This is a genomic window from Plantibacter auratus (genome assembly GCF_050587365.1).
GTDB lineage: Bacteria > Actinomycetota > Actinomycetes > Actinomycetales > Microbacteriaceae > Plantibacter > Plantibacter auratus.
In genome coordinates this window covers 457,689-473,419 of the sequence record NZ_JBOBFV010000001.1, presented here as the reverse complement: position 1 = coordinate 473,419, position 15,731 = coordinate 457,689, and the positions used below count along the sequence as shown (strand labels likewise).

At 70.0% G+C, this 15,731-nt stretch carries 15 protein-coding genes; 9 read left to right on the top strand and 6 right to left on the bottom strand.

Annotated elements, in window-relative coordinates; all coding sequences use genetic code 11:
- The first annotated feature begins 8 nt into the window (after window positions 1–8).
- A complete protein-coding gene (locus tag ACQ3HE_RS02195; protein ID WP_430891129.1) occupies window positions 9–335 on the top strand; it encodes a hypothetical protein in 327 nt (108 codons plus the stop codon).
- 94 nt (window positions 336–429) lie between these two features.
- On the opposite strand, the gene ACQ3HE_RS02190 is transcribed toward ACQ3HE_RS02195, so the two are convergent.
- Together ACQ3HE_RS02190 and ACQ3HE_RS02185 are read right to left on the bottom strand one after the other, a co-directional pair.
- Window positions 430–2,505: a bifunctional copper resistance protein CopD/cytochrome c oxidase assembly protein gene (locus ACQ3HE_RS02190; protein WP_430891127.1), complete on the bottom strand. Its 2,076-nt coding sequence runs from the start codon at window positions 2,503–2,505 to the stop codon at window positions 430–432.
- Between the two features lie 245 nt (window positions 2,506–2,750).
- Complete coding sequence (locus ACQ3HE_RS02185) at window positions 2,751–3,368, bottom strand: hypothetical protein (protein WP_430891125.1); 618 nt, start codon at window positions 3,366–3,368, stop codon at window positions 2,751–2,753.
- Window positions 3,369–3,553: 185 nt separating this feature from the next.
- On the opposite strand from ACQ3HE_RS02185, the gene ACQ3HE_RS02180 reads away from it, so the two are divergent.
- The 5 genes from ACQ3HE_RS02180 to ACQ3HE_RS02160 all read left to right on the top strand — a co-directional run bounded on the left by ACQ3HE_RS02180 (window position 3,554) and on the right by ACQ3HE_RS02160 (window position 9,765).
- Window positions 3,554–4,483 carry a WcbI family polysaccharide biosynthesis putative acetyltransferase gene (locus ACQ3HE_RS02180; RefSeq protein WP_430891123.1) on the top strand — a complete coding sequence of 310 codons (930 nt, stop codon included), beginning with the start codon at window positions 3,554–3,556 and terminating at the stop codon, window positions 4,481–4,483.
- A complete protein-coding gene (locus tag ACQ3HE_RS02175; RefSeq protein ID WP_430891121.1) occupies window positions 4,480–5,790 on the top strand; it encodes a glycosyltransferase family 2 protein in 1,311 nt (436 codons plus the stop codon). The genes ACQ3HE_RS02180 and ACQ3HE_RS02175 overlap by 4 nt, the downstream gene beginning before the upstream one ends.
- Window positions 5,791–5,924: 134 nt before the next feature.
- Window positions 5,925–6,824 carry an SDR family oxidoreductase gene (locus ACQ3HE_RS02170; RefSeq protein ID WP_137241766.1) on the top strand — a complete coding sequence of 300 codons (900 nt, stop codon included), beginning with the start codon at window positions 5,925–5,927 and terminating at the stop codon, window positions 6,822–6,824.
- Entirely contained in the window at window positions 6,821–8,221 is a 1,401-nt protein-coding gene (locus ACQ3HE_RS02165; protein WP_430891119.1) for an alpha/beta fold hydrolase, read from the top strand. Before ACQ3HE_RS02170 ends, ACQ3HE_RS02165 begins: the two co-directional genes overlap by 4 nt.
- Window positions 8,218–9,765 carry a GMC family oxidoreductase gene (locus ACQ3HE_RS02160; RefSeq protein ID WP_430891117.1) on the top strand — a complete coding sequence of 516 codons (1,548 nt, stop codon included), beginning with the start codon at window positions 8,218–8,220 and terminating at the stop codon, window positions 9,763–9,765. The genes ACQ3HE_RS02165 and ACQ3HE_RS02160 overlap by 4 nt, the downstream gene beginning before the upstream one ends.
- Window positions 9,766–9,805: 40 nt before the next feature.
- On the opposite strand, the gene ACQ3HE_RS02155 is transcribed toward ACQ3HE_RS02160, so the two are convergent.
- Window positions 9,806–10,240: a hypothetical protein gene (locus ACQ3HE_RS02155; protein ID WP_124769241.1), complete on the bottom strand. Its 435-nt coding sequence runs from the start codon at window positions 10,238–10,240 to the stop codon at window positions 9,806–9,808.
- Window positions 10,241–10,327: 87 nt separating this feature from the next.
- Here ACQ3HE_RS02155 and ACQ3HE_RS02150 point away from each other — a divergent pair, with 87 nt between their 5' ends.
- Entirely contained in the window at window positions 10,328–11,122 is a 795-nt protein-coding gene (locus tag ACQ3HE_RS02150; protein ID WP_430891115.1) for an alpha/beta fold hydrolase, read from the top strand.
- An 80-nt stretch (window positions 11,123–11,202) separates the two neighbouring features.
- On the opposite strand, the gene ACQ3HE_RS02145 is transcribed toward ACQ3HE_RS02150, so the two are convergent.
- Window positions 11,203–12,138, bottom strand: a complete 936-nt coding sequence (locus tag ACQ3HE_RS02145) for an SDR family NAD(P)-dependent oxidoreductase (RefSeq protein WP_430891113.1) — start codon at window positions 12,136–12,138, stop codon at window positions 11,203–11,205.
- A gap of 86 nt (window positions 12,139–12,224) precedes the next feature.
- On the opposite strand from ACQ3HE_RS02145, the gene ACQ3HE_RS02140 reads away from it, so the two are divergent.
- Window positions 12,225–12,767, top strand: coding sequence for a TetR/AcrR family transcriptional regulator (locus ACQ3HE_RS02140; RefSeq protein ID WP_430891111.1), 543 nt, complete (start codon window positions 12,225–12,227; stop codon window positions 12,765–12,767).
- A 113-nt stretch (window positions 12,768–12,880) separates the two neighbouring features.
- On the top strand, window positions 12,881–13,579 hold the full coding sequence (locus ACQ3HE_RS02135) for a hypothetical protein (RefSeq protein ID WP_430891109.1): 699 nt from the start codon (window positions 12,881–12,883) through the stop codon (window positions 13,577–13,579).
- A 66-nt stretch (window positions 13,580–13,645) separates the two neighbouring features.
- Here ACQ3HE_RS02135 and ACQ3HE_RS02130 read toward each other — a convergent pair whose 3' ends face one another.
- Entirely contained in the window at window positions 13,646–14,590 is a 945-nt protein-coding gene (locus tag ACQ3HE_RS02130; protein ID WP_430891107.1) for a GNAT family N-acetyltransferase, read from the bottom strand.
- Between the two features lie 104 nt (window positions 14,591–14,694).
- Window positions 14,695–15,600, bottom strand: a complete 906-nt coding sequence (locus tag ACQ3HE_RS02125; RefSeq protein WP_430891105.1) for a LysR family transcriptional regulator — start codon at window positions 15,598–15,600, stop codon at window positions 14,695–14,697.
- Between the last annotated feature and the right edge of the window lie 131 nt (window positions 15,601–15,731).

Here is a 15,731-nt window from a genome sequence, read left to right as displayed (position 1 = left end):
GTGGCCGTATGGCCCACCCGCACGCACGGCGGGCGACCACCCGGACACGTCTCGTCCTCCGGGTGATCGCTGGAGTCGTCGCGGCCTCGGCCGCCACCGTGTTCCTGCTGGCGATCTGGATGGTGGTGTCGAGCCGGTTCGGCTGGGACGATCGCGACGTCCACGGCTACCGCCTGCTCTTCGGAACCCCGATGGCACTCTTCGCCGGGCTGGTCATGGCGGTCTCGCTGCCGCTGGCTGTGCCGCCGGAGCACCGGAGCCGTACGCGGGCCGTGACCCTGGGAGTGCTTGCGGCGACCGTCGTGCTGCTCGTCATCGCGGTCGTCACCGCCTGAATCCGCCCAGCGCGACCCCTCTCGACGGCGTCTCAGCGATCAACCGGCTCCGGGGGTGGGCCGTCGGCGTCGCGTTGGGTCGGTGCGTGTGTGGTCACGGGTGGTCCTTTCGAGAGGCATGGTCGTGGTCGTTGATGCGTGCGAGGCGGGCGTTGTAGTCGGTGAGTTCTGCGTCCCCGTCGCGTTCTGCTCGGCGGTCGTAGCGTTTCGCGGCACGTTCGTCACTCCGCACCCACTGGGAGACGACGATGAGGGCGACGAGGACGGCGGGGATCTCGCCGACGCTCCACGCGATACCGCCACCGACCGCTTGATCGGCGAGGAGCGCTGCGGTGTCCGTGTAGCCGAGCGCGGTCCACCACCCTTCCGCGAGCACGGTGGCGCTGGACATGATCGCGAGTCCGAAGAAGGCGTGGAAGGCGAGGGTCGCGAGCAGCAGGATGATCCGGAACGGGTAGGCCGGGCGGTTCGGGCCCGGGTCGATGCCGATGAGGACCCAGAAGAACAGGTACCCGGTGGCGAGGAAGTGCACCGTCATCAGGATGTGACCCTGGTGGGCGAGCATCGCCCATTCGAACCAACCGGTGTAGTAGAACACCACCAGACTCCCGGCGAAGAGCACTCCTGCGACGGCCGGTTTCGACAGCAGGCGCAGGTACCGCGAGTGCACGACGGCGAGGATCCACTCCCGGAGGCCTCGGCCTCCGTCGGTGCGACTGGGCAGGGTTCGCAGGGCGAGGAGGATCGGGCCGCCCAGGACGAGCAGCGGCGGCACGATCATCATGAGCGCCATGTGCTGCAGCATGTGCGTGCTGAAGTGGATCTGCCCGTACACGGCGAGGCCACCGCTGGTCGCGTACAACAGCGCCGCGCAGCCGCCCAGCCAGGCGATCAGGCGAACCACGGGCCAGGCGTCGCCGCGGCGCCGGAGCGTGCGGAACGCCCACAGGTACCAGGCCGCACCGACCACGGCGAGGCCCGCCCACATCCAGTCGACGTGCCACTCGGTGAACATCCGCAGTGGCGTCACCTCCGGCGGGTAGGCGAACCCGAGGAGCCGACGGCGGACGTCGTCGGCGACCGGCTCCTGCGACACCGGCGGTTGGCTGCGCGACAACGCGACCGAGACGCCCATCGTGACCGCCATGACGACGACCTCGACGACGGCGAGCCGGATGAACGTCGACCGCTTCCCGGGTTCGGCCTGCAGCCGGGGGATGAGCCGGAGCCGATGCCACACGCCGGCGAGTCCGAGCAGCACGAGCGCGACGGTCTTCGCGACCAGGAGCAGCCCATACGGGGTGAGGAGGTCCATCGGGCCCGCGAGTCGCAGCGAGGCGTTCACGACGCCCGAGAACGCCACCGCACCGAACGCCCAACCGGCGAGCACCGAGTAGCGTGCGACGACCGCGCCGATCTGATCGCCGACCTTCCGACGGAGCAGGATCACGGCCACGAGACCGCCGACCCAGGCGGTGACACCGATGAGGTGGATCGCGAGCGAGTTGACCGCGTTGCCGTGCTCGTCGGAGCCTGCCGCATGACCCGACAGGGACAGCGGAAGCAGCGCGAAGACGGCGATCGCGTTCGCGGCCGCGATCCACGCCAGACGTCGGGCGAGGAGCACGATGCAGAACACCACCAGCACGCACGCGAGCGAGAACACCAGGGTCTGCCCGAGCTCCAACTCCGTCGCGTAGAACAGGAAGGTCTTCGCGAACGTCGGTGAGGACACCGGCACGCCGATGGAGTTCGCCGCGGTGAACACCAGCACCGCGATTCCCGCCGCGAGCCAGACGGAGCCTGCCCAGGCCGCCCAGCGGATCGCCTTCGACTGCGAGAACGAGACGACACCCGGGAGGATCCGCTGCCCCGGCAGCAGGAAGGTCGCAGCGATGAGCAGGCCGATCGTGACCGACGCGGCGGCATCGTGGACGACCCTCGCGACCGGCAGACCGCGAGTGACGATCACCCCCGGATCCGACAGCAGCGTGCCGGTCGTGAACGCACCGGTGAACTGCAGCGCGGAGAGCGCCACGACGACCGCCACCGGCAACGCAGCCAGCATGACGGCTTCAGGTGCACGGATCGGCACGAGGACGGGCGACGGGCCTCGCTGACCGCTCGGATCGGCTTCGGGCGCATTCGACGGAATGGTTGTTTCTGCCACAGGAGGTGGCTCCTTCCCCGCGGGCTCGAGTGGACGAACCCAGCGGCACAGCTCACCCGGTGAGCCCGCGACCGCACCCGAACGGGCGCCGGGGCAGGACCGAGCGGCGGAAATGGTGGCACTCCGCCGGTGCGCGGCGCATCGGGACGACCAGGGTTGGAGCGTCGTCGTCGAGGAAGCGTCCTACGCGCACGCAGCGGTGACCGTCGACCGAGCGTGCAGCTCGGCGAGGTCGTGCCGTGATCTCAGAGGAAGGACAGCGCCGGAGGCCCGCGCAAGGCGGTCGTCTCCGGATACACGCCGAGTGGGCGCAGGATCGGCACGTCACGCTGCGGCAGCACCCGGGCGGGCAGCACCGGCGAGGCCAGGGCTGCGAGGACCGCGGGCACCAGTCGTGCGAGGATGAACTCCGTGATGGCTCCGGCCGTCGACAGCAGCGTCTCGGCTCGGTGGAGCGCGGCGATGGTCACGAGGCCGGCGACGAAGTGGGCGAACCACATGGCGGCACCGGCGTGGCCGTCGTGCGTCATCGGCATCGACGACGTGTCGAGGATCACCGGTGATCCGTGGGAGAGGTGTCCGATCGGCGTCGCCGTCGAGGTGGTGCCCTGGGCGGTGCCGAGGACGAAGAGCGTGTGGAACAGGACCTGACTCACCGCGACGGAGACGGACAGACGGACGATCGACAGCCGCCTGCCCGCGAGCAGGACGCAGACGAGGGTCGAGAACACGAGTGGCACGACGAGGCCGAGGGCGCCGGGCATGGACCCGCCGCCGGCGACGTGCGACAGGAGCGCGACGAAGATCGAGAACGCCGCTGCGACCACACCACGAAGGGCGCGGGTCGAGCGGGCGGACGACATGTGCCCATTCTTGCAGACCGTCATCACCGTCATGAGGCCGCGCCGTGCCGCCAGGCGAGCAGCGCCGCCCCGATGGAGCGCGGTGATGACGCGCATGCCCGGCGCTGATGGCAGACCGCCGCTTCCCGGCGCAACCCCGATGCGGCAGGACCATGCCAGGTTCGGCGACGGTATACCGTCGAGGCATGAGCCACACCCTGGAACCGGGCACGACCGCTGCGCCCGCCGGGTCGCCGGTGGAGGCACGCCGCAGGCACTACGCGGAGTTCTACGGCCTCGCGCCGTTGCCGACGGAGTTCGGGGTGGTGCTCGGCAACTGCCAGGCTGAATCCCTGCGCACCGTCATGGATGCACCGGACCGCCGGTTCGTGCGCGTGCCTGCCGTGCACGAGATGACCCCCGAGGACGCGGAGCGGCTGCACGAAGTGGTGCGCGTCGCGCACACCGTGGTGTCGCAACCCGTTCGGGACGATTACCACGATCTGCCGCTCGGCACGCGTCAGGTGGCAGCCTCCACGCGCGGCCGCGTGCTCACGGTGACGCCGGTGCGCTTCGGGGGCTTGCATCCGTTCCAGGCCGCCGTCCGGGTCCCCGGCGTCGACGAGAACCCGCCGATCGTGGCGTACCACGACGTCCGGACGCTCGCGGCCGCCGCAGCCATCCCCGTCGTGTCTGCGCTCCAGCCGGACGCCGTGCGCGCGATCGGCCGAGCCTCCGTCGAGGAACTGCGGAGACGCGAGGCCGCGACCGACGTGCCGGTGTCCGACCTCTTCGACTCGGTCACCGCCGACCACGCGCGCACCGTCAACCACCCGGGGAATGCGATCTGGTTGCCGCTCGGCGCCCGCGTCCTCGACGTCCTGGGGGCCCCTGGCGGCGTCACCGACCCCGGACGCCCTTTGCTCAACGCGGTGCGCGCGCCCATCGCACCCGAGGTCGTCGACGCCTGGTCTCTGACGGACGAGCCCCGCGACCACTGGATCCTGGAGGGCGTCGAGGTCGACGACGCCGAGGTGCGCGCCGCCCACACCGATTGGTATGCGTCCCACCCCGAGTTCGTCGCCGCTGCCGTCGACCGACTCGCGGCCCTGCTCTCCGTGTGGCGCAACGCGTGACCGGGGGTGCGCAGCCGTGGGTCGTCGGCAACCGGTGGGACACGCTCGACGACGTCCATCCTGATCCGCTGCCACGCGTCTCGGTGATCGTCGCGCACTACGACCAGCCCGGTGAGCTGCTCCGGACCCTGCACGCCCTCGCCGCGCAGGACTACCCGCGTCACCTCCTGGAGGTGATCGTCGCCGACGACGGATCCCCGGGTGACGTGTCGGTACCGGACGACGTGATCCTCGTCCGGCAGGAGGACCAGGGGTTCCGGCTTGCCGCCGTCCGCAACCTGGGTGTGCGGGCGAGCAGTGGCGAGGTGTTGTGCTTCCTCGATGCCGACACGGCCCCCGAGCCGGGGTACGTGCGCGCGCTCACGCGGCTGCCCGCCCTGCTGCCCGAGGCGGTCACGGTGGGGCGGCGTCGCCACGCCGACTTCAGCGGGATCGCCCCGGAGACACCGGTCGTCGAGGCGGCCGCCGGCCGTGAGCTCGCCGAACCGGCGTGGCTCGCCGAGGAGTACGCGCGCAGTCGGGATCTGCGCGACGCGGACGACCGTTCCTATCGATTCATGATCGGCGCGGTCATCGCATGCTCCCGGAGCCTGTTCGACGAGGTCGGCGGATTCGACGAGTCCTTCACCTCCTACGGCGGTGAGGACTGGGAGTGGGCGCACCGCATGTGGCAGGCGGGAGCGGTCTTCGCCCATGTCCCGAACGCGGTGGCCTGGCACGACGGCCCCGAATGGGCTGAGCGCGACGGCTCAGGCCTGGACCGCGCGAACGCCCAGACCATGCGGCTCCTCTCGTCGATCCCCGTGTCGGGGTCCGCGCCGCGGGCGCTGTGGTCGGACGCGGTCGATCTCGTCGTGCGGCTGCGGGGCGCCCATACGGCGGCCGCTCGGTTCGTCGCGGCGGACTCGCTGTTCACCGCCTTCCCGCAGGCTCGGTTCGTCCTCGACGGCGGGGGAGCTGAGGAGCTCGGGGGAGACCCGCGCGTCCTCGACGAAGCAGCCGGAGTCGACGCCCGAGTGACGTGGGAGCTCGACCGTCCGATCGTCATCCTCGACCCGACGTGGATCGTCGATCTGGTCGACCGCCTCGGTACCGGAGACGTGGGCACCGTCGAGCTCGTCGACCCGGACGGCGCGTCGCTCGGCCGCGTGCGATCCCGGCGGGCCGCGCGGCGTGAGGAACGCTGGGGCAGTCCCGATGCCTTCGAGACGCAGCAGCTCGTCGCCGACGGCGTCCACCAGCTCCGGCCTGATCCCCGGGTGGCGGCCTGGGTCGGCGGCTGGGGCGGACCCTCATCGTTCTGTTGACCCGATCGGCGACGACGCGCTCCACGCATGGATCACGCGGCCCGAACGCCGGCCTCCGTCGGACGTCTGCACCACCGGACGCGCTGAGTGCAACCCCACCGGTTGCGGCCTGCGTCTCGTTTAGCGTGGTCGTCATGTCTCCGCGCGACCAGTACGACCTGACCAACCCCGTGACCCAGTACGACCGGGTCGAGCCCCCGCTGCAGCATCAGCCGGAGCCCGGCGTGCAGGCCAGGATGACCCCCGTTCCCGACCTCGGCGAAGCGAGCTACCGGGGCAGCGGACGCCTGAACGGTCGGAAGGCGCTCATCACGGGTGGCGACTCCGGGATCGGTGCGGCAACAGCGATCGCGTTCGCTCGCGAAGGCGCGGACGTCGTCATCGCTCACCTCCCGGGTGAGGAGGAGGACGCCGAGCACGTGCTGTCGCTCATCGCCGACGCAGGGCGCCGAGGCAAGGCGATCGTCGCCGACATCTCGCACGCCGACCAGTGCCGTCGGCTCGTCGCGGAGGCCGCGGACTTCCTCGGAGGCCTGGACGTCCTCGTCAACAACGCGGGCAAGCAGATCGCGGTCGACCGGGTGGAAGATCTCAGCGATGAGCAGTTCGAGGAGACTTTCCGGACGAACGTGTTCGCGAACTTCTGGATCACCAAGGCGGCGCTCGCGCACCTGGGCGAGGGCGCGAGCATCGTGAACACGGCGTCGCTCGAGGCGTACAAGCCGTCACCCGACCGGCTCGACTACGCGGCGACGAAGGCCGCGATCAACAACCTCTCGAAGGGGCTCGCGCTGCAGCTCGCCTCGCGCGGGATCCGCGTGAACGTGGTCGCTCCCGGCCCCGTGTGGACCGCATTGCAGGTCTCCGACGGCGTCTCCGACGAGCAGATGCAGTCCTTCGACGACGAGAACACGTACCAACGTGCCGGACAGCCGGCTGAGCTCGCGCCGGCGTACGTCTACCTCGCCTCGGCGGAGTCCGGCTACGTCTCCGGGGCCACGTTGAACGTCAACGGCGGCATGGTCACCCCGTGACCGCGGCTGTGTGCACGGTCTTCTTCCTCCCCGGGCTGGGCCTCGACGCCGCCGCGGTCGCGCCGGTGGCTCGCGAGCTAGACGCTCGGTTCCGGGTGATCGCCGTCGAGCTGCCCGGCCAGGGCGACACGGCCGACGCGCCGGACGGCTCGGTCGAGTCGCAGGTCGACGCTGCCCTCGCCGTGATCGCGGAGCAGGCCGACGGCGGACCCTGGATGCTGTGCGCCCACAGCATGGGCGGCAAGGTCGCCGCCGGGATCGCCGCCCGGGTCCGCGACGGCGACGTCCCCGTCTTCGGCCTCCTCGGTGTCGTGCTCCTCGCGCCGTCACCGCCCACGCCCGAGCCGATGCCGGACGCCAAGCGCCACCAGATGGTCACCTGGGTCGAGGACGGGCCCATCGCCGAGGCGGACGCACAGACCTTCGTCGACGACAACGTGGGTGCGCCCCTGCCGGCCGAGCTGCAGGCCGCCGCCGTGGCGTCCGTCCAGGCCATGTCGCCCGTCGCGTGGCGCCGCTGGCTGGAGCAGGGGAGCGTGCAGAACATCGCGTCCTCCGTCGGAACCCTCGACCTCCCGTGCACCGTGCTCGCCGGAGACCAGGACGATGCACTCGGAGCCGCGGTGCAACCGGAGCTGCTCTCGGACGTCTATCCCCGCGCTCGATTCGTGTCGCTCGCCGGAGCCGGACATCTGCTCTCCTCCGAACGTCCGGTCGAGGTGGCGCGCGCGATCGCCGAGCTGTGGGACGAGATCGTCGCACACAGTGCGATCGTCCCCGCGGAGTGGGGGCTCATCATCGCGTCCCCGCGGACCACGCCGCGGGTGCGGAGTGCGCTGGCACGACGCGCCTTGCCGGACGACCCCCGGTATCGGCCCCGCGCGCTGAGCATGGAACAGCTTGACCTGCTCCGCGCCGTCGCCGCTCGCCTGGTTCCGCAGCCGCCGGACGGACGGATCGATCTCGCCGCGCGGGTCGACGCCGACCTCGCAGCCGGCGGTGGCGACGGATGGCGGCCGGTCGGAGGACTCACCGACGACGAGGCCTACCGCGCCGGGTTGGATGACCTCAGAATCGCTTGGCCGGACTCGATCGAGGACCAGGATGCCTTGATCCGCGCCGTGATCGACGGCCAGGGCGTTCCAGGGGGCACCATCGACGGAGACGATCTCCGGCGCTGGTTCGAGGACCTGCGTGTCGACGTCACGCGGGAGTGGCTCATCCACCCCGCGTCGTTGGCCCGCGTCGGCTACGACGGGTTCGCGACCGGCGCTGAGGACGTCGACTTCGCCGGCTACCGCGAGTTGGGTGCCGACACCAGAGACGATTGGGAGCCCTCCGACCTCGGTGCCGCACCCGCCCACACGCCCGAACAGCAGCAGGAGGACGCAGCGTGAACCTGGACGCGATGAAGACCTATGACCACGATGACAGCGTCGACGTCGTGGTGGTCGGTACCGGCGCGGGTGGCGCACCACTGCTCGCGCGACTCGCTGAGGCGGGGCTGCGCGTCGTCGCGCTCGAGGCCGGGCCGAATCACGACCCCGCGGAGTCCACGCCGGACGAGGTCGACGCGACGACGATCAACTGGATGTCCAGCCGGTTCAGCGGCGGGGACGCTCCGACGGCGTTCGGTCCGAACAACAGCGGGTTCGGCGTCGGCGGTGGCACCGTCCACTGGGGCGCGTTCACGCCCCGTCCGGACGCCCGTGACCTGCGTCTGCGCAGCGAGACCGGCCTCGGCCGTGACTGGCCCGTCGATCATGCGGAGTTCACCCGCTACGTCGAAGAGGTCGAGGCGACCATCGGTGTCTCCGGGCCGACGCCGTATCCGTGGGACCCGGCGCGCACGTACCTGTACGCGCCGCCGAAGCGCAACGCCCCGGCGGACCTCATGGCGAAGGGCGCTGAGTCGCTCGGCATCCGGGCGACCGACGCACCCGCCGCGATCATCACCCGCGACCGCGATCAGCCGCACCACGGCCTGCGACGCGCCACGACGAACGTCGGCTCGATCCACCAGGGCGAGCGCCACGGTGCGAAGGCGACGACCGCCATCACCTACCTGCCGGCGGCGGTCGCGGCGGGAGCGGAGATCCGTCCGGACGCCGTCGTGCACACCATCGAGCGGGATGCCCGCGGTCGGGTGACGGGCGTCGTCTATCGCCAGGACGGCGTTGACAAGCGGCAGCGCTGCGAGGTGCTCGTGTTGGCCGGCGGCGGAGTGGAGACCCCTCGGCTCCTGCTGCACAACGACCTCGCGAACGCCAGCGGTCAGGTCGGCCGGAACTTCCTCGCCCATGGTGCGGTGCAGGTGTGGGGACGGTTCGACGAGCAGATCCGCGGCTACCGCGGCTACCCGTCGGCGCTCATCACCGAGGACTTCGTCCGCCCTGACGGTGCTGACTTCGCCGGAGGGTATCTGCTCCAGAGCCTCGGCGTGATGCCGTTCAACTATGCGACCACCCTCGTGCGCGGCGGCGGTCTCTGGGGCACTGAGCTCGTCGACGAGCTCGACGCGTCACGGTACAACGCCGGCATCGGGATGAACGCCGAGTGTCTGCCCGCCGACGGCAATCGGCTCGAGCTCTCGTCGGAGGAGGACGAGTGGGGTCTGCCGCGTGCGACCATCTCGTTCTCGCCCGGCGACAACGAGCGGGCCATCGACCGCCACGCTATCCGCACGATGACGGACATCCTCACGGCGGCCGGTGCGCGGAGTACCAGGGTGCTGGCGCGCACGGCACACACGCTCGGCACGTGCCGGATGAGCGACGATCCGAGTGACGGCGTGGTCGACGGGGATGGTCGATCGCATGACATCGACAACCTGTGGATCTGCGACAACTCCTCCTTCCCGAGCGCGCTCTCCGCGAACCCGGGCCTGGCGCAGATGGCGCTGTCGCTGCGCACGGCCGATCGGATGCTCGCGGCCTGGTGACGGCGGCGCCGCCGGCCGTCGAGCAAGGATGGGTCAGGAGTCAGCCGTTCGCCTTCACGACGACGATGGCTGAGCCGCTCGGTCTCACCTCCAGCACGGTGTAACCGGCAGCCCTCGCATCGGCGGCGCTCGGGAACGACAACCGGGCCTGATAGATCGGATCGGGGAACCCGTAGCGACGCAGCTTCTCGACGCGGACGTCCTCGGCGAGCGGAATGTGCATCGTGGTGCGCACCTGCTCCCGCAGCTCCTGCTGGCAGACCGAATCCACGCCTGCGTAGCCGCAGACGGACACGTCACCTTCGAGGAACGAGCTGTAGCTGCCTTGAAACGACCCCAGTAGCGCGACGACGAGGACGACGAAGCCGGCCATACAGCCGATGGCTACCCCGAGCGTTCCCAGCACCTGACGCACGGTCCGTGGTTTACGAGACCATCCGTCGTCTGATTCCGCGAGAAGATCGTCGATCGTCATGCGCCCACACCCCTCCGTTGCATGACGTAAGGCTAGCGGTGGCCGCTCCCGGCCTGGCTGCGCACGAACGCCTCCTAGGCTGGACTGATGGTCTCGACACGGAAGCAGCTGATCGTCGACGACGGGGTCACGATCTCGTACACCGTGTTCGAGGGTTCCGAGCCGGCGGCGGTCATCCTCCACGGACTCGCCGGAAGCAGTCGGGAATTCCTTCCAACGGCTCGAGCGCTCGCCGGACGATCGGTCGTCCTCATCGACCAGCGCGGCCACGGGGAGAGTACGAGGCGGCCGACGGACACCTCTCGGGCGACGTACGTCTCGGATGTCGCACGGGTGATCGAAGCCGAGACATCAGAACCGGTGATCGTCATCGGGCAGTCGATGGGCGCGCACACCGCGATGCTCCTGGCTGCCGACAGGCCAGACCTCGTTCGCGCGCTGGTCATGCTCGAAGGGGACCAGGGGAGCGGCACGGTGGAGGAACACCGAGCCATCGGCGACTTCTTCCGGTCGTGGGACGTCCCGTTCGCAAACCGATCGGAAGCGGCGGCGGAGCTCGGTGACGGGCCGCTCGAACGTGCCTGGGTCGAGGATCTGGAGGAGACAGTCGACGGTTTGGTCCCACGTTTCGACGCGGACGTCATGCAGACGACGATCGAGGCGGTCCGGGAGCCTCGCTGGCGCGAGTGGGAGAGCATCGAGGTGCCCACCCTCATGGTCTACGCAGACGGAGGAATGTTCACCGAGGAACAGAAGTCGGCATTCGTAGGCCGAGGCAGGCGCGTCCGGCGCGTCGATCTCAGCGGCGCATCGCACGATGCGCATCTCGATGCGCATGAGCAGTGGGTCGAGGCGCTCCGTACCTTCATCGATGCCCAATGAGATGACACGCACCGCATCAGGTCGGGCTCATCTCTCCGAACGTGCCGGCTCGACGAGGCGGGCACCGGGCTCGCCTCGCGTCAGGCTCCGACGTCGATGGGTACGCCAGCGAGCTCTTCGACCTGCCGCCAGAGGGACGACGCCGCGTCGCCCGCCGGCGTGGCAGTCCTGGCCGGCGGAACGATGGCGACGGGAGCGCCCCGAAGTCGGCCGACCGGCGAGAAGTACTCGCCGCCCCGGACTTCGGGATCCGTGAGCGCCCTGACCGCGGACCAAGCGGCGGTGTCCTTCCCTTGTGCCCAAGGCGTGTAGGGATTCCGCTGATATGGAGTCGTGTCGTCGCGGACGCCAGGTCGCTCCGGAGTCTTCGCGTCGACGCCGACACCGGGCCGGGTAACGATGGATGCGGCGGGCAGTCCGGCCGCTCGGAGCCTGCGGTCAAGCTCGAAGGCGAACACCTCCGTCGCGGTCTTGGCCTTGGTGTAGGCCACGACCCCGATCGCGGGCACCTGGCGGAGGTCGTCAACGCCGACACGCAGCAGTTGGACGAACCCGGTCGAGGTGTGGACGACTCGCGCCACCGTGCCATGACCCACGGCCGTGGCGACCAATGTCGGGAGCAACCTGGCCAGCAGTCGGGCATTGGCGGCCACATGGGTGCCGAGCAGGAGGGGCAATCCATCCGCAGTCAGCTCGCGTCGGTTCATGCTCATCGCACCGCCGTTGAGCAGGACGGCGTCGAGACGGGGAAGCAGGGCGAGTTCGGCAGCTGCCTCGTCGACGGCGGTGAGCGAGCCGAGCTCGAGTGCCACGTGGCGGACCCGGGCCTGCGGGACTCGGCTTCGAATGGAGGTGGCGGCCCGCCGCAGCTTGTCATGCGATCGGGAGGCGAGCACGACGTCCGCGCCAGCGGCAGCGAGCTGCTCTGCGGCGAAGTACCCAATTCCGGCGGTGGAACCGGTCACGACGATGGTTCGTCCGGTCTGGTCGGGCAAGCGGGTGGGGTCCCAGGTCATATTTTCCTCACTTCTTAAGCGGATGATCTATCCGTTTGGACCATAGCACAAGCGGATAGGCCATCCGTTTGGCGTACAGTGGTCCTATGGCCACTCTCCGTTCCGACGCAGCACGTAGCCGGGCGAACATCCTCGATGTCGCCCGGACCCACGACCGCGCGACGCTTCGACTCAACGACGTCGCCCGCGAGGCCGGGGTCGGGGTCGGAACCGTCTACCGGCACTTCCCGACGGTCCACGCACTCATCGAAGCGCTGTCAGCCGACGCGCTCGACGCGATGCTCGAGACCTCTCGGCGTGCCGCAGCCGAGCCGGATCCGGGCGATGGGCTGGCGCTCTACCTCGGTTCGGCACTCAGGCTGCAGCTCGAGGACGGCGGTCTGCAGACGGTGCTCCTCTCGCCGGAGGACGAGGCCGACTCCGTGCGGAACGTCAAACGCGAGATCTTCGAATCCTTCACGACCGTCCTCGAGGCGGCACGCGCCGCGGGTGCCGTCCGCGCCGATCTCACGGTCGATCGCCTGTCGCACCTCGTGTGCGGAATCGAGCACGCGGTGCGGCTCGGTACTCCCGAAGACCTGCCCCTCCTCCTGCAGGTGATGCTCGACGGGCTGAAGCCTCGACCGTGATCACCGGCTCAGCTTCGATGGACCCGACTTCGGCGAACTCGGCCGCGCCGTTCGGACGGTTCTGGGTGGCCCTGTCGCCTTCCCCCGGCACGCGGTCGGCGTAAGGTCGGCACATGCACCCCGAGCGAACCCGCCAGCCGGCCCTGCGGCGAGCACCATCGAGGCCGCCGGCCGCGTCATCCACGGCGGCAGCCTGGAACGCCTTCCTGCTCCGACCTGAGGCGAGAGCGTGGATCAGTGCCACCGAGCTTGGACAGCGACAGCCTGAGGTCGGCGACGTCGCTCTGGAGGTCCTGCTCCTGGAGTACCGTCGCCCGGCCCGCCTGGCGCTCGGGCTCGTCTCGTCCGTGGCACTCGTCGTGGCCGCCACCCTCTCCGTCGCGACCGTGACCGTCCTCGGTCCGTTCTGGGTGGGGGAGAGCGGGGCGCTCTTCGGCTTCGTGGTCCTCATCGGGCTCGCGGTCGCGTTGACGACCGTCGTCATCCTGCTCCGGCTGCAGGTCTCCGAGAACCGCATCATCCGCGCCATCTCCGTGTGGACCGACGTGACACCGCTGGCCACCGACCCGCTGAAGGGTCGGACCGGAGCGACGGACACCGTCGACCGTCGGGAAGCGGTGGCGTTGCGCGCCCTCTTCCTGACGGTCTCGGCGGTCGGGATCGCCTGCACGGTCGGTGAAGCCTTCTGGCTGTCCTCCGCCGAAGGCGGATCGTTCGTGCTGCCACTCGTCGTCGCTGCGGTCTTGCAGCTGATCATCTGGCTCGCGGTCTGCTTCGGGGTCGTCCGCGTGCTGCGGTCGTCGCGGGTCTGACACGCGCGGCGGTCGACCGTGTCGCAGTGCTCGGCTGACACGGTCGGAACCGAGCCCGGGGCGAACCTACTGCTCGTGCACGATCCGAACGCGCGTGACCGAGAAGCCGGCTCGTTCGAACGCGCCACGCATCGGCGTGTTCGCGGCATCCGTGGTGCCGACGATCCGGTCCTGTCCCGACCCGTGGTGCACGTGGACCATCTCCGCCAAGAGGTCGTGCACGTAACCGTGTCCGCGATGCTCGGGGAGCACGCCCAGGTAACTGATGCTCGCGTCGTACGCCGTCCTCGTCGGGATGATGAACCCGGCGGTCGTCCCGTCGAGGAGCTCAGCGACCCGCCACGCGTCCCGCTCGCCGGGGAGCGAGCGGTAGAACGCCAGGTCGTCGTCCGCGAGCGCCTCGAGTCCTTCGCGCGCGACCATGTCCTGCGTGTGCGCATCGAGCGTGCCGGTCGCGACCAGTGCGAACAGCTCGTGGAACGTGTCGTCCGGGGCGGCGACGAAACGGAGGCGCTGCGATCGTCCCGGCACGGGATCGGAGCTGGACCTCGCGAAACTGACCCGCTCGGTCGTGCGCGAGAACCCGCCCGCGCGTGCAGCCTCATGGCGCCACCGCACCGCGTCCACACTCGCAGCGTCATCTGCCCAGGCAGGGGAGACGTCGACGTTGAACTCCAGTGCGGGTCCCGCACCGAACGTGTCCAGCCCGGCACGGATGAGCGCGGCACCGACACGTTCGGGCTCCGCGACTTCGACCGTGCTGGTGAGGCAGTCGAGCGTGGCGGGCCGGTTGGCATCCGCCTTGCCCCACCAGAGTGCTCGAGCCACCGGGCGACCGTCCTGCTCGGCGATCCACGACCACTCCGGCCGATAGTTCCCACGTGCGAGTTCGGCGGTCAGCCGCTCCGGATCGACCCAGGCGACCGGTTCGTCGCAGCTCCACTCCTGGAGGAGGAGGACGTCGTCCGGGGTGGCTCGGCGGATGGTGAAGTCGTCGCGGGTGTCGGTCATCGGTTCCAGCTTGGACAGGCGCGACTCGTTTGTCCAGGCCGGGCAGGAACACCTGGGCTACGCCGCCGAGACGGGAGGCGGACGCGCGGTGTTCGAGTGGGCGTTCACCCGAGCTGCGCGGCCGCATCACGGAGACACGCGATGAACGCGTCGTGGACCGGGCTTTCGTCCGTCCGTTCCTGACGAGCGGCCAGCAGGCGTGTCGTCGGCGACCCGGCGAGCGGCACGACGACGATCGACGGCGGCACTAGCTGCCGCACCGACTCGGGCAGGATCGTCGTACCGACGCCGGCCGCGACGAACCCGAGGGCGGTCTCCTGATGGACGACCTCCTCGACCACCTGCTCCCGACTCGACGTGCCGAGGACCTCCGCGACGCGGTCCACGAACCCCGGCATGAGCGCCCGCGGGTAGGAGATCATCGGGACGTCCATGAGTTCCTCCGCGGTGACCTCTGGTCGCCCTGCCAACGGGTGACCGACCGGGAGGCACGCCACGAGACGCTCCTCGAAGACGACCTCGGTCGTGAGCGCGGGGGAGCTGTCGGATGGCTTCTGCGGGACCTCGTCACGGACGATCCCGACGTCGAGCGTGCCGTCGCGGAGCCGGTCGAACTGCTCTCCTGAGGTCAACGGCACCAGGCGCAGCGTCACCCCGGGGCGGCTCGCCCGGAACAGCTGCACGACGCCGGGGAGGACCGTGTAGTTGGCCGAACTCACGAACCCCGCGGTGAGCTCCCCGGCGAGACCGTCGACGAAGTCGCGCATCTCACCCCGAACCGTGTCGAGCTCCTCGACGATGTGTCGCGCCCGCGCCTGGAGATGTCGTCCAGCGGGGGTCAGCGCCACCCGCCTCGTCGAACGGTCGAACAACGCGGTGCCGACCTCCTGCTCGAGTCGTGCGACCTGGACGCTCAGCGGTGGCTGCGACATGTGCAGCCGTCGGGCGGCGCGACCGAAATGGAGCTCCTCGGCGACGGCGAGGAAGTAGCGCAGCTGGCGGAGCTCCATCCCATCGACGATACGACTCTCGTATTACCGCGCTGTTTCGTCCAGATTGCGAGCGGAACGCTCTCAATCGAGGTTCGAATCGGTATTTGACCAGGAGGATCGCGACCGTGTTCGCTGAGGACCACACACCC

Bases quoted from the DNA above. Each gene is read 5' to 3' on its own strand.
- ACQ3HE_RS02195 (WP_430891129.1), top strand. From the start codon at position 9: ATGGCCCACCCGCACGCACGGCGGGCGACCACCCGGACACGTCTCGTC.
- ACQ3HE_RS02185 (WP_430891125.1), bottom strand. From the start codon at position 3,368: ATGTCGTCCGCCCGCTCGACCCGCGCCCTTCGTGGTGTGGTCGCAGCG.
- ACQ3HE_RS02180 (WP_430891123.1), top strand. From the start codon at position 3,554: ATGAGCCACACCCTGGAACCGGGCACGACCGCTGCGCCCGCCGGGTCG.
- ACQ3HE_RS02170 (WP_137241766.1), top strand. From the start codon at position 5,925: ATGTCTCCGCGCGACCAGTACGACCTGACCAACCCCGTGACCCAGTAC.
- ACQ3HE_RS02155 (WP_124769241.1), bottom strand. From the start codon at position 10,240: ATGACGATCGACGATCTTCTCGCGGAATCAGACGACGGATGGTCTCGT.
- ACQ3HE_RS02150 (WP_430891115.1), top strand. From the start codon at position 10,328: ATGGTCTCGACACGGAAGCAGCTGATCGTCGACGACGGGGTCACGATC.
- ACQ3HE_RS02145 (WP_430891113.1), bottom strand. From the start codon at position 12,138: ATGACCTGGGACCCCACCCGCTTGCCCGACCAGACCGGACGAACCATC.
- ACQ3HE_RS02140 (WP_430891111.1), top strand. From the start codon at position 12,225: ATGGCCACTCTCCGTTCCGACGCAGCACGTAGCCGGGCGAACATCCTC.
- ACQ3HE_RS02135 (WP_430891109.1), top strand. From the start codon at position 12,881: ATGCACCCCGAGCGAACCCGCCAGCCGGCCCTGCGGCGAGCACCATCG.
- ACQ3HE_RS02130 (WP_430891107.1), bottom strand. From the start codon at position 14,590: ATGACCGACACCCGCGACGACTTCACCATCCGCCGAGCCACCCCGGAC.
- ACQ3HE_RS02125 (WP_430891105.1), bottom strand. From the start codon at position 15,600: ATGGAGCTCCGCCAGCTGCGCTACTTCCTCGCCGTCGCCGAGGAGCTC.